Below are 12123 nucleotides of genomic sequence, written 5' to 3'. Positions count from 1 at the left end.
TAACAGCTACGGTGAGAACAAATGAGACAAAATATTCAGCTTCAACCCGAATACCACTCTGCTTTTTTAGACAGTGCGCTGGCGGAATATTTCCGTCATGCAGGCGATCGTTTTGCTGAAGAGTCCGCTATTTTTTCTACTGCAGTACGCTGTGTTCTGGCCTCCGAAGGCCATCTGTCCAACAAAGCGATAATCCTCTGGCTCATTCAGACGCTGGAAGCGACCCACGATGTTGTCCAGGCGGATGTAATTCGCAAGACGCTGGAAATTGTCGTGGGCTACACCATGGACGACCTGTAATTTCACGGCCACTCATCCTGCTTTCGTGTCATCGTCAAAACTGACGAATGTTCTGACGATGACACGCGTCTTCCCCGCTTAACACCCTGTTAAATCAGCAAAGCCAACCTGGCACGGTTCCTGCTTACCTCTGCTTACGGGACTGGGTTTTCCAGTCAACTTTGCTTCATTTCTTAACAGGTCTGTTATTGATGAAAAAGATCGCCAGCGTCTGCCCCTACTGCGGTGCAGGCTGTAAACTAAACCTTGTCGTTGAAAATAACCGTATCATCCGTGCCGAAGCCGCAGAAGGCGTCACAAACCAGGGCACCCTGTGTCTGAAAGGCTTTTACGGCTGGGACTTCCTCAACGATACCCGTCTGCTCACCCCGCGCCTGACCCAGCCGATGATCCGCTACCATAAAGGCGAGGCATTCACTCCCGTTACCTGGGAAGAGGCTATCCGCTACACCGCGCACAAACTCAGCAGCATTAAAGCGCAGCACGGGCCGCGGTCGATCATGACCACCGGTTCCTCTCGCGGAACCGGCAATGAAACAAACTATGTGATGCAAAAATTTGCCCGCGCGGTGCTGAACACCAACAACGTGGACTGCTGCGCGCGCGTCTGTCACGGCCCTTCCGTGGCCGGTTTACAGGAAACGCTCGGCAACGGGGCGATGAGCAACTCAATCAACGATATTGAAAACTCAAAATGCCTGCTGGTGTTTGGCTATAACTGCGCGGACTCCCACCCTATCGTCGCCCGACGCGTGCTGAAAGCGCGGGAAAACGGCGCAAAAATTATCGTCTGCGATCCGCGGCGCATTGAAACGGCGCGCATCGCCGACCAGCATCTGCAGCTGAAAAACGGCAGCAACATGGCGCTGGTAAACGCCTTTGGCTACGTGCTGCTGGAAGAGGAGCTCTACGACAAAAGCTACGTGGCGCGCTTTACCGAGGGGCTTGAGGCCTATCGCCAGACGGTGAAAGACTATGCGCCGGAGAAGGTTGAGCATCTTACCGGCATTCCCGCCCGCGACGTTCGCCAGGCGATGCGCACCTTCGCGGCGGCCCCTTCCGCCACCGTGATGTGGGGGATGGGCGTGACCCAGTTTGGTCAGGCCGTGGATGTGGTCAAAGGGCTTTCCAGCCTGGCGCTGCTGACCGGCAACCTCGGGCGCCCTGCCGTCGGCGTCGGTCCCGTGCGCGGGCAAAACAACGTTCAGGGCGCCTGCGATATGGGCGTTCTGCCAAATATGTTCCCCGGCTATCAGGATGTGACCGATCCGGCGGTCAGGCAGAAGTTTGCCGATGCCTGGGGAATTGACGCCAATAAAATGGACGATCGGGTCGGGACGCGCATTACCGAGGTGCCCCATCTGGCGCTGGAAGGCAAGGTCAAGGCCTACTACATCATGGGGGAAGATCCGCTTCAGACCGAAGCCGATCTCGGTCTCGTTCGCAGCGGTTTTGAGGCGCTCGACTTTGTGGTGGTTCAGGACATCTTTATGACCAAAACGGCAGAAGTGGCGGACGTTCTGCTTCCTGCCACCTCCTGGGGTGAACACGGCGGCGTCTTTACCTGTGCCGATCGCGGATTCCAGCGTTTTGGCAAAGCCATTGAGGCCAGCGGCAACGTGAAGCGCGACTGGGAGATTATCAGCCTGCTCGCCACCGAGATGGGCTACCCGATGCATTATGACTCCAACCAGCAGATCTGGGACGAGATGCGCGAGCTGTGCCCTCTCTTCTACGGCGTGACGTATGAAAAAATGGGCGAGATGGGCCACGTGCAGTGGCCGTGCCCGACGCTGGATCATCCGGGAACGCCGTACCTGTACAAAGACAATCAGTTCGACACCCCAACCGGTAAAGGCCAGCTCTTTGCCGCACCGTGGCGCGCACCGGCGGAAACTCCGGACGCAGATTTCCCGCTGGTGCTGTGTACGGTGCGTGAAGTGGGGCACTACTCCTGCCGCTCGATGACCGGGAACTGCGCCGCGCTGCAAAGCCTGGCCGATGAGCCGGGCCGGGTGCAAATGAACCCAGCCGATGCGGAAAGGCTGGGCATCGCGGAGGGCCAGCTGGTCTGGGTGCGTTCGCGTCGCGGCAAAGTGATCACCCGCGCCAGCATTAGCGAGCGTATCAACGCCGGGGCGGTCTACATGACCTATCAGTGGTGGATTGGCGCCTGCAACGAGCTGACCCAGGATAATCTCGATCCCATCTCAAAAACGCCGGAAACGAAGTATTGCGCGGTGCAGCTGGAGGCGATTGAGGACCAGCGCTGGGCGGAGGATTTTGCGGCGTCGGCGTATCAGTCCATGAAGTCGCGGCTGATCAACGCCGTCAATGTCTGAGGAAAATATCGGGTGGCGTCACCGCCGCCCGATACTGAATTGCAGACACAAAAAAGGCCGCACTCGCGGCCCTTTTATTCTCATGTACTCAATGGACGTGAACGCCCAACCGCCAGGCAAAGTAGATCTCTTCTTTCAGTTCATTCGAAGAGAGCGCCAGCAAATCTGTAAATTCCAGCTCAAGCTGTTTCAGCTTTTTCAGGTACTGCGCCGGAGACAGGTTGCTCTTATCGCGACGTAAATATTCAATTGCCAGCTGTGTTGGGGTTATTTCAGTATCCATGATGTCCTCGCTTATGTACAAAACCTGACCAGTATATCACAACGGACTGGCTAGTTTTTGACCAAAGGCAAAACATCTGAAAACTTTACACAACCGCCGTGGTCAGCCGCGACGAGCAGCACAGGCGATCCTGCTCATCGAGAATATCTATCTGCCACACCTGATGGCGGCTTCCGGCGTGCAGCGCGCGGCAAACACCGCGCACGCGCCCGCTGCGCACCGAGCGAATGTGGTTAGCATTCACCTCAAGTCCAACAACCTTCTGCTCCCCGTCGGTACAGAGATACCCCGCCACCGAGCCCAGCGTTTCGGCCAGCACGACGGAGGCCCCGCCGTGCAATAAACCAAACGGCTGGTGGGTGCGACTATCGACGGGCATGGTGGCCTCAATTTCATCGTCGCCAATGCGGATGAACTGGATATCCAGCAGCCCCACCATATTCCCCTCGCCCATGGCGTTCAGCGCCTGCAGCGTCACGGCACGTTTCCAGATCATCCAATTATCTCCAGTAAAGCCTGCAATGGGTGACGCACACCGTTACCTTCTACCCGTTTTACCTGGCTGCGGCAGGAGTAGCCCGTCGCCAGACAGCGGTTTCGCGGCAAACGCTGCATCGCCTGATGCCAGGACAGCTCATAGATGCCGAGCGAGTTGGCGTGGTTTTTCACTTCGTGTCCGTAGGTTCCGGCCATCCCGCAGCAGCCTACGTTGACGCTCTCCAGCTTCGCACCGAAGCGGGCAAAAACGGACGCCCACTGCGCGGGGGCACCCGGCAGCGCGGTCACTTCCGTGCAGTGGCCGAACAGATACCACGGTTCACCGCTGACGTCCTGAACGGCTTTATCTGCCAGCGCCACCGGAAGCCACTCGTGCACCAGCATGACGTTGAAATCACCGCGCTTATCGCCCAGCGTCTGCTTGTATTCATCGCGATAGCAAAGCACCAGCGCCGGATCGACGCCGACCATCGGTATCCCGAGTTGCGCCACGCGGTTTAAGAAGTCAGACGTTTTCTGCGCGGTCTTCGCAAATCGGTTCAGGAAACCCTTAATGTGCTGCGCCTTGCCGTTGGGAGAGAACGGCAGCACAACCGGCTGGTAGCCCACCTTCTCCGCCAGACGGACGAAATCGGCCACGACCTGCGCATCGTAGTAGCTGGTGAACGGATCCTGCACCACCAGCACCATATTGCCTTTTTGCTCCGGAGTGAGCGCCTCCAGCTGTTCCAGGGTCATGTTCGCCGAACGGTGACCGACGAGCTGGCGCTGCAGAGACGGGACCGACAGCAGCGGCAGATCGACCATGCCGATGTGTTTTTCGGAGAGCTTGCGCACCAGCGGCTGGTTGATAAAGAAGTTGAAGGTCTTTGGCGCACGCGCCATCAGCGGCGCGTAGCTTTCCACCGTCGCCACCAGATGGTCGCGCACCGGGCGGAGGTATCGGGTGTGGTAAAGCTGCAGGAAACGCGAGCGGAACTCCGGCACGTCGATTTTAATCGGGCACTGGGTGGAGCAGGCTTTACAGGCCAGACAGCCGGACATCGCCTCTTTCACCTCGTGGGAGAAATCATACTCGCCCTTGTTGGCATGCCAGCTGTTGCGGGTGCGCTCAATCAGCGAGCGCAGGCTGGCCCGTTTTTCCGGCAGCTCCTGCTCCAGCTTGAGCGGATCCACCCCGCGGTCGGCCAGCAGACGCAGCCACTCGCGCACCAGCGTCGCCCGCCCTTTCGGCGAGTGAATACGGTTGCTGGTGATTTTCATCGACGGGCACATCGGGCTTTTCACATCAAAGTTAAAGCACAGGCCGTTGCCGTTGCACTCAATCGCGCCGCGCCAGGACGAGCGCACCGCAATCGGGATCTGCCTGTCGTACGTGCCGCGCTTGACGGCATCCACCTGCAGCATCGGGGCATCAACACCCTCAGGCGGGCAGATTTTACCCGGGTTGAGGCGGTTATGCGGGTCGAAAGCCGCTTTCACCTTACGCAATTCCGCGTAGAGCTGTTCGCCGAAGAATGCCGGGCTGTACTCCGCGCGGAACCCTTTCCCGTGCTCCCCCCACAGCAGACCGCCGTATTTGGCGGTTAAGGCCACCACGTCGTCGGAGATCTGCTTCATCAGGATCTCCTGCTGCGGGTCGCACATGTCCAGCGCCGGACGCACGTGCAGTACCCCGGCGTCGACGTGGCCGAACATGCCATAGCTCAGGCCGTGGCTGTCCAGCAGGGCGCGAAACTCAACGATATAATCCGCCAGATGCTCGGGCGGCACGCAGGTATCTTCGGCAAAGGGAATAGGCTTCGCCGCCCCTTTCGCATTGCCGAGCAGGCCCACGGCCTTTTTACGCATCGCATAGATACGCTCAATCCCGGCCAGATCGTTACAGAGCTGCCAGCCGATCACGCCGCCTTCGCCCTGCGCAATCAGCTCGTCCAGCCGCTGGCAAAGCGTGGTGACCTGACGCTCAATCAGCTCCGCATCATCGCCGGCAAATTCCACGATATTAAGACCGAGCATCTCTTTGTCCGGCACGTCGGTAATGAGGTCGCTTACGGAGTGCCAGACAATATCTTCCCGGGCAAGATTGAGCACCTTAGAGTCGACGGTCTCCACCGACAGCGCCTGCGCTTGCACCATAAACGGCGCATTGCGCAGCGCGGAGTCGAAGGAGTCATATTTGACGTTCACCAGACGGCGCACTTTCGGCAACCGGGTGATATCCAGCCGCGCTTCGGTAATAAACGCCAGCGTCCCTTCGGAGCCGGTCAGCACGCGGGTTAAATCAAACTGGGTCAGGTCTTCGTTGAAGACGTGTCGCAGATCGTACCCGGTCAGGAAGCGGTTCAGCTTGGGGAATTTATCGAGAATAAGCTGGCGGTTGTCGCGGCAGCGTTCCAGCACGGTACGATAGATGCGCCCGCTAGCGGTGTTGTCTTTGCCCAGCGTTTCCGCCAGTTCAACCGGCATCGGCTGGGTATCGAGAATATCGCCGCCCAGCAGCACCGCACGCACGCCCAGCACGTGATCGGAGGTTTTGCCGTAGACCAGCGAGCCCTGCCCGGAGGCATCCGTGTTAATCATCCCGCCAAGGGTCGCGCGGTTGCTGGTGGAAAGCTCAGGGGCAAAAAAGTAGCCGTACGGCTTGAGATACTGATTAAGCTGATCTTTGATGACGCCCGCTTCGACCCGCACCCACCCCTCTTCCGGGTTGATCTCAATGATGCGGTTCATATAGCGCGACATATCAACAATGATGCCCTGGTTCAGCGCCTGACCGTTGGTTCCGGTGCCGCCGCCGCGCGGCGTGAAGACCAGCGAGGCAAACCGCTCCTGCGTGGCCAGCCGGGCGATAAGCGCGACGTCGGCCGTTGAACGGGGGAAAACCACGGCATCGGGAAGAAGCTGGTAGATACTGTTATCGGTCGCCATCGTCAGCCTGTCGGCATAGTTCGTGGCGGTATCACCTGTAAAACCCTGTTGCTCCAGTGCCTGCAAAAAATTAAGCACCAGCTGAACGACGCCAGGTGCCTGAGAAATCTGTGGGATCATGACTGTCGACCCTAATTAGAGTTGTATGAAATCGTTTGCGTGTATCTTAAAAGTTTTATCACATTTTTTTCTTATAATCTCTGCTGAATTACAGGCAGAATTCGCCTGTTAAAAACCGCTGAGATCATTAATGATTAAAGAGACGCGGTTTTCCGTTCCCGCCAGTCGTACTGGCGTTCTTTTAAGGAAAGTTTCATTTATGGTCAATCTTCGCCAGCCCAGGGATGTTGCGCAAATTTTGCTGTCGGTGCTGTTTCTGGCCCTCATGATTATTGCGTGTCTGTGGATTGTTCAACCCTTTATTCTCGGCTTTGCGTGGGCTGCGACCGTTGTCGTGGCCACGTGGCCTTTGCTGCTGCGCTTGCAGAAGCTGCTGTTCGGCCGTCGTGGGCTCGCCGTGCTGGTCATGACGCTCCTGCTGTTCCTGCTGTTTATCATTCCGATTGCCCTGCTGGTAAATAGCCTGGTGGATTCCAGTGGCCCGGTTATTCGCGCCATTAGCAGCGGCGACCTGACGCTGCCGGATCTCGCCTGGCTGAACAGCATTCCGCTGGTGGGCGCCAAACTCTACAGCGGCTGGCATAGCCTGCTGGAGATGGGCGGCAGCGCGCTGATGGCAAAAGTCCGCCCGTACATTGGCACCACCACCACCTGGTTTGTCGGTCAGGCGGCGCATATCGGCCGCTTTATGATGCACTGTACCCTGATGCTGCTCTTCAGCGCCCTGCTCTACTGGCGCGGCGAGCAGGTGGCTTTAGGCGTTCGTCACTTTGCCACCCGCCTGGCGGGAAAACGCGGTGACGCGGCGGTACTGCTGGCCGCGCAGGCCGTGCGCGCGGTTGCGCTGGGCGTGGTGGTCACCGCGCTGGTGCAGGCGGTGATGGGCGGGATCGGTCTGGCGATTTCCGGCGTACCGTACGCCACCGTGTTCACCGTGGTCATGCTGATGACCTGTCTTGCACAGCTGGGACCTCTGCTGGTGCTGGTTCCCAGCATTATCTGGCTCTACTGGACGGGCGATACCACGTGGGGAACGGTGCTGCTGGTCTGGAGCTGCGTGGTCGGCACCATGGATAACGTGATTCGTCCGATCCTCATTCGCATGGGTGCAGACCTGCCGCTGATCCTGATCCTCTCCGGGGTCATTGGCGGATTGATTGCCTTTGGCATGATTGGCCTGTTTATCGGCCCGGTGCTGCTCGCCGTCACCTGGCGTCTGTTCTCTGCCTGGGTGCATGAAATTCCGCCGCCGGGAACTGACCCGGACGTGATTTTGAGCGAACTGGAAGAGCTGGAAGAGAAGAACACGCATTAAGGTATGCTGCCGGGTGGCGTTAACGCTCACCCGGCCTACACTCTCTCGCATGATACTTAAACACTGCTAAAGTATTTATTCGTTGCTCACTGGTCAGACCCGCCTTTTCAGCAGTAAGTCTGCTAATAACCTCAAGAATTCTTTACGTCTCTTTAACTATTGAGACGAATCCGATCGACGCTAAATAACACAATGCCTACTATTAGCACACGGTTATAAATCAACACCTTGATTTATAAGCATGGAAATCCCCTGAGTGAAACAACGAATTGCTGTGTGTAGTCTTTGCCCATCTCCCACGATGGGCTTTTTTTTATCCTGACTACGCGCGCCTGACCTCACAGGTACTGAGCATCCGCCACTCAGCCGGCAGCACCCGCGTTTCCCCTGTCGCATTGACCGTTACCGTCTCGCGGATATCCGCCGACGATGCGCCAACCTGCAGCTCAAACTCGCCCGGCTCAACGATGCGTTTTCCGTCGCGACGGGTGAAGTTGAACATCTCAACCGGCAGCGTGAAGGTGAGCGTGGCGGTTTCTCCCGGCGAGAGCGTGACGCGCTGGAAGGCCTTCAGCTCCTGAAGCGGCCGCACCTGCGTGGCGACCTTATCTCTGACGTAAACCTGCACCACCTCGCTGCCGCTGCGCTCTCCGGTATTGGTGATATCCACGCTCAGCGTCACCTCGCCGTCGACCGGCACGCTGCTTTCGACGACGCGGACAGCGCCCCAGCTAAACGTCGTCCAGCCGAGGCCGAAGCCAAACGGGTAACGCGATCCGAAATGGAACGCAAACGGCGTGCCGCCGCTTTTGAGCTTGTGATTGTAGTAATAAGGCATCGCCCCGGCGCTTTTCGGCACGCTCACCACCAGGCGACCCTGCGGCTCCGCACGCCCGGTTAACACGTCCGCAATCGCCCAGCCCCCTTCCTGCCCCGGCGCCCAGGCCATCATCAGCGCCGCGACCTTATCTTCCAGACCCTGCAGGTTGTATGGACGCCCCCCGGTCATCACCACAATCACCGGTTTACCGGTGGCGACCAGCGCTTCCAGCAGCTGTTGCTGCACGCCCGGCAGGTTCAGGGAATCGGTATCGGAACCTTCCCCCACGGTACCGCTCTGGAACAGCCCGGCGAGATCGCCCACGCAGGCCACCACCACGTCACTCTCCTGCGCGGCGTTCACGGCCTCGGGGATCGGGGCGGTACTTTGCGATACGGGCGACTGCTGCATCGGTTTGCCGCCGCTGTCGCCAGGGAAGACCGGCGCGCCCGCCATCCGTTTTTCGATGATGTGGCACCCTTTGGCATAGCGGACGTTCGATGCACCGAGATACTGCTCCAGCGCCGCGCGCGGGGTCGTGACCTGCGAGGTCTCTTCCACCATATCGCTGATGATCAAATGCACCGGGAAGCTGTAGCCGCTGAGTAACGCCAGCGGATCGTCTGCCGTCGGCCCCACTACCGCCACGCGGGGTTTGCCGCCGAGCGGTAAAATACCGTTGTTTTCCAGCAGCGTGATCGATTTCGTCGCCACCTCCCGCGCGGCCTGGCGGGTCATATCGTTTTGCAGATCGATACCGTTTTCATCCGCGTACGGCTTTTCAAACAGGCCAAGGCGGAATTTTTCCGTCAGCGTACGCGCCACGATCTCGTCGACCTTCGCCATAGAGATCAGCCCGCGCTCTACCGCTTCCGCCAGATGCCGCGCGCAGTCGTCTTTCGGCAGCTCAACGTCCAGCCCGGCGTTGAACGCCAGCGCAGCAGATTCGGCCGCGTCGTGGGAAATCCCGTGGTGCTGGTGCAGCAGGCTGACGCCGCCGTAGTCCGCGACAATAATCCCGTCGAACCCCCACTGCTCTCGCAGGACGGTGGTCAACAGGAAGCTGTCGCTGTGCCCCGGCTGGTTATCAATATCGTGGTACGCGGGCATCACCGAACCGGCGTTTGCCAGCTTGACCGCCATTTCGAACGGCAGCAGGAAGGTGTCGTTCAGCTCGCTGAACCCCAGGTGGACCGGCGCATGGTTGCGCGCTCCTTCGCTGAACGAATGCCCCACGTAATGCTTGAGCGTCGCCAGCAGATCGCGCTTATCGCCCTGTAAGCCCTTCACGTAGGCGGTCGCCATTACGCCCACCAGCCAGGGATCCTCCCCGAAGGTCTCTTCCGTTCGCCCCCAGCGCACGTCGCGGGATACGTCCAGCACCGGTGCCAGCCCCTGCTGGCAGCCGACGGAGCGCGCCTCTTTGCCAATCTGCTCTGCCGCCCGCTGCACCAGCTCCGGATCCCAGGTCGAACCGTAGTTCAATGACGACGGGAAAAGGGTGGCGTCTTTGCACAGCAGCCCCACCAGACACTCCTCGTGGAACAGCGCCGGAATGCCAAGACGCGTCTCTTCCATCATCATGCGCTGCAGGCGGTTCGCCGCGCGCACGCCGGTCTTCGCGTCAACGATGTGGGTGCCCAGCGGCCGCGTGATCTGCCCGACGCCCAGCTTCAGCCGTTCGCTGAGCGCAGCCTGCTCGCTCACGCCGGCGAATTCGTCACTCAGATCGCTGCGCTCGCGGTGGTTACCGTTTTCATCGAGGATCAGCCAGTACGCGTGCATCTGGGCGAACTTCTCTTCCGGGGTCATGCGCGCCAGTAAATCGGCGACGCGCTCGTGCACGGGACGTCCCGCGTCCTTATAGATAGTCGTCATATTTTACTCCTGTAGTGCGGAAGGGGTTGCCGGGCGAAGCTGCCCCGCTTCGGGTCTGACTTCACGCTTGCTGGCCAGCTCCCGGGCGATGGAATCCACCAGCCGGCTGTTGAGTTTGTAGATAGCAAGCAGCGCGACCATGCAGAGGAACAGCGCGCAAGGGATAAGGGTGAACAGCGCGTTAATGGTCGAGAGAACGCCTGGCGCCTGGGTTGCCTGGCCCGGGGCGTAATCCACCATGCCAAGCACCCAACCGACGACCGCCCCACCCAGCGCCAGGCCAAACTTGATGGCAAACAGCGCGGTGGAGAAGACCAGCCCGTCCAGACGACGGCCGCTGCGGTGCTCTTCGTAGTCGACCACATCGGAGAACATGGTCCATTGCAGCGGCGTGGTGAGGTTTTGAATAAAGCTAAAGACGATGTTAAGGCCAAAGATTAGCCACACCTGTGAAGGAGGCAGGAAGAAAATCAGCGCGCCGAAGATAACGAAGGAGATAATCGTCCACTGGTAGGCGCGCACGCGGTCAAATTTCCCCAGCAGCCGTTCAGATAATAATGCGCCGCTTAAGGAGGCCACCATGCCGGAAACAATAAAGGCAAAAACCAGATCCGGACGCAGCAGCACATAGTTCACGTAATACATGGTGGCGGAACCGCGCGTCACCACCGCCGTTAACAGCAAAATATTAAACAGAAAAACAATCCGCCACTGGCTGTTCCCGGCCAGCAGTTTTAAATCGGTGAGCATGGAGCCGGAGGTATCATTGCGCGGAGAATAACGCTCGCGGGTCATCAGGAAACAGCAGAAGAACAGCACAATTCCCAGCAGACCCATCAGGCTCATGGCATAGAAATAGCCTTTCTGCACGTTGCCCTGGCCTAACAGTGAGACCAGCGGCAGGGCAATAACCGTCACGATCAGCCCGCCGATAAACGACAGGCCAAAGCGCCACGACTGCAGAGAATGACGCTCGCGCGGGTCCAGCGTCAGCGCGCCGGGCATGGCGCAGTAAGGCACGTTAATCGCGGAGTAAATCAGGCTTAAAATCGCGTAGGTCACGCAGGCGTAAACGATTTTCGCCGTCGGCCCAACGTCCGGCACATAGAAGGTAATGAGGCAGCTCACGCCAAACGGGATAGCAAACCACAGCAGCCAGGGACGGAAACGTCCGTGACGCGTCCGGGTGCGGTCAACCAGTGCGCCAATGCACGGGTCGACAAACGCATCGACCACGCGCACCACTAAAAACATGGTGCCCATAATCGCGGCGGGCAGCCCAAATACGTCTGTATAAAAATAAGCGAGAAATAAGGTAGCCGTTTGCCAGACCAGCGCGCTGGCCATATCGCCTAAGCCATAACCTATTTTATCTTTGGTACGCAATACAGAGGAGAGTGTCATTGTTATTTGCCTTTTTATCAGGTTAAAACGTATTTCAACCAGTTGCGCATCTTCTTAAGGGAAATGCGCAGTAAGGCTCAAGTATTAGCAACGGTTTGCGCGCTAACAATTGTCTAAATTGACAGACAAATTATGATATTTGGTTTTTTACTTTATTTGTGATGGGGAGCAAATAAGAAATGAAATAAAAAAGGCGAGGAATAATATCCTCGCCTTTTCGGGTCAGCGTTGC

General features: G+C 58.4%; 8 protein-coding genes and 1 other RNA gene. 4 read left to right on the top strand and 5 right to left on the bottom strand.

Annotated elements, in window-relative coordinates:
• The first annotated feature begins 21 nt into the window (after positions 1-21).
• Positions 22-300: a biofilm/acid-resistance regulator YmgB/AriR gene (locus QMN93_RS13655; protein ID WP_048977426.1), complete on the top strand. Its 279-nt coding sequence runs from the start codon at positions 22-24 to the stop codon at positions 298-300.
• 191 nt (positions 301-491) lie between these two features.
• Complete coding sequence (fdhF, locus tag QMN93_RS13650) at positions 492-2642, top strand: formate dehydrogenase subunit alpha (protein ID WP_182383395.1); 2151 nt, start codon at positions 492-494, stop codon at positions 2640-2642.
• 88 nt (positions 2643-2730) lie between these two features.
• Here fdhF and QMN93_RS13645 read toward each other — a convergent pair whose 3' ends face one another.
• The 3 genes from QMN93_RS13645 to QMN93_RS13635 all read right to left on the bottom strand — a co-directional run bounded on the left by QMN93_RS13645 (position 2731) and on the right by QMN93_RS13635 (position 6474).
• Positions 2731-2925, bottom strand: a complete 195-nt coding sequence (locus QMN93_RS13645; protein WP_003857766.1) for a YdiH family protein — start codon at positions 2923-2925, stop codon at positions 2731-2733.
• A gap of 85 nt (positions 2926-3010) precedes the next feature.
• Entirely contained in the window at positions 3011-3421 is a 411-nt protein-coding gene (gene menI / locus QMN93_RS13640; protein WP_048979481.1) for a 1,4-dihydroxy-2-naphthoyl-CoA hydrolase, read from the bottom strand.
• Positions 3418-6474 carry an FAD-binding and (Fe-S)-binding domain-containing protein gene (locus QMN93_RS13635; protein WP_193139083.1) on the bottom strand — a complete coding sequence of 1019 codons (3057 nt, stop codon included), beginning with the start codon at positions 6472-6474 and terminating at the stop codon, positions 3418-3420. Before QMN93_RS13635 ends, menI begins: the two co-directional genes overlap by 4 nt.
• Positions 6475-6673: 199 nt before the next feature.
• Between QMN93_RS13635 and ydiK the strand changes: the two genes are divergently transcribed.
• On the top strand, positions 6674-7789 hold the full coding sequence (gene ydiK / locus QMN93_RS13630; RefSeq protein WP_193139082.1) for an AI-2E family transporter YdiK: 1116 nt from the start codon (positions 6674-6676) through the stop codon (positions 7787-7789).
• Positions 7790-7998: 209 nt separating this feature from the next.
• An RNA gene (gene rprA / locus QMN93_RS13625) (antisense sRNA RprA) lies at positions 7999-8106 on the top strand.
• A gap of 5 nt (positions 8107-8111) precedes the next feature.
• On the opposite strand, the gene QMN93_RS13620 is transcribed toward rprA, so the two are convergent.
• Positions 8112-10487 carry a glycoside hydrolase family 3 N-terminal domain-containing protein gene (locus tag QMN93_RS13620; protein ID WP_182383393.1) on the bottom strand — a complete coding sequence of 792 codons (2376 nt, stop codon included), beginning with the start codon at positions 10485-10487 and terminating at the stop codon, positions 8112-8114.
• Between the two features lie 3 nt (positions 10488-10490).
• Positions 10491-11891: an MFS transporter gene (locus QMN93_RS13615; protein WP_033145293.1), complete on the bottom strand. Its 1401-nt coding sequence runs from the start codon at positions 11889-11891 to the stop codon at positions 10491-10493.
• Between the last annotated feature and the right edge of the window lie 232 nt (positions 11892-12123).

It is taken from the genome of Enterobacter sp. R-1.6.2, assembly GCF_035064085.1.
Classification (GTDB): domain Bacteria; phylum Pseudomonadota; class Gammaproteobacteria; order Enterobacterales; family Enterobacteriaceae; genus Enterobacter; species Enterobacter asburiae_B.
This window is presented reverse-complemented; position numbering and strand designations above follow the sequence as displayed.

Excerpts from the sequence above, each read along its gene's own strand:
- QMN93_RS13655 (WP_048977426.1), top strand. The coding sequence starts at position 22 with ATGAGACAAAATATTCAGCTTCAACCCGAATACCACTCTGCTTTTTTA.
- ydiK (WP_193139082.1), top strand. The coding sequence starts at position 6,674 with ATGGTCAATCTTCGCCAGCCCAGGGATGTTGCGCAAATTTTGCTGTCG.
- QMN93_RS13645 (WP_003857766.1), bottom strand. The coding sequence starts at position 2,925 with ATGGATACTGAAATAACCCCAACACAGCTGGCAATTGAATATTTACGT.
- menI (WP_048979481.1), bottom strand. The coding sequence starts at position 3,421 with ATGATCTGGAAACGTGCCGTGACGCTGCAGGCGCTGAACGCCATGGGC.
- QMN93_RS13620 (WP_182383393.1), bottom strand. The coding sequence starts at position 10,487 with ATGACGACTATCTATAAGGACGCGGGACGTCCCGTGCACGAGCGCGTC.
- fdhF (WP_182383395.1), top strand. The coding sequence starts at position 492 with ATGAAAAAGATCGCCAGCGTCTGCCCCTACTGCGGTGCAGGCTGTAAA.
- QMN93_RS13615 (WP_033145293.1), bottom strand. The coding sequence starts at position 11,891 with ATGACACTCTCCTCTGTATTGCGTACCAAAGATAAAATAGGTTATGGC.
- QMN93_RS13635 (WP_193139083.1), bottom strand. The coding sequence starts at position 6,474 with ATGATCCCACAGATTTCTCAGGCACCTGGCGTCGTTCAGCTGGTGCTT.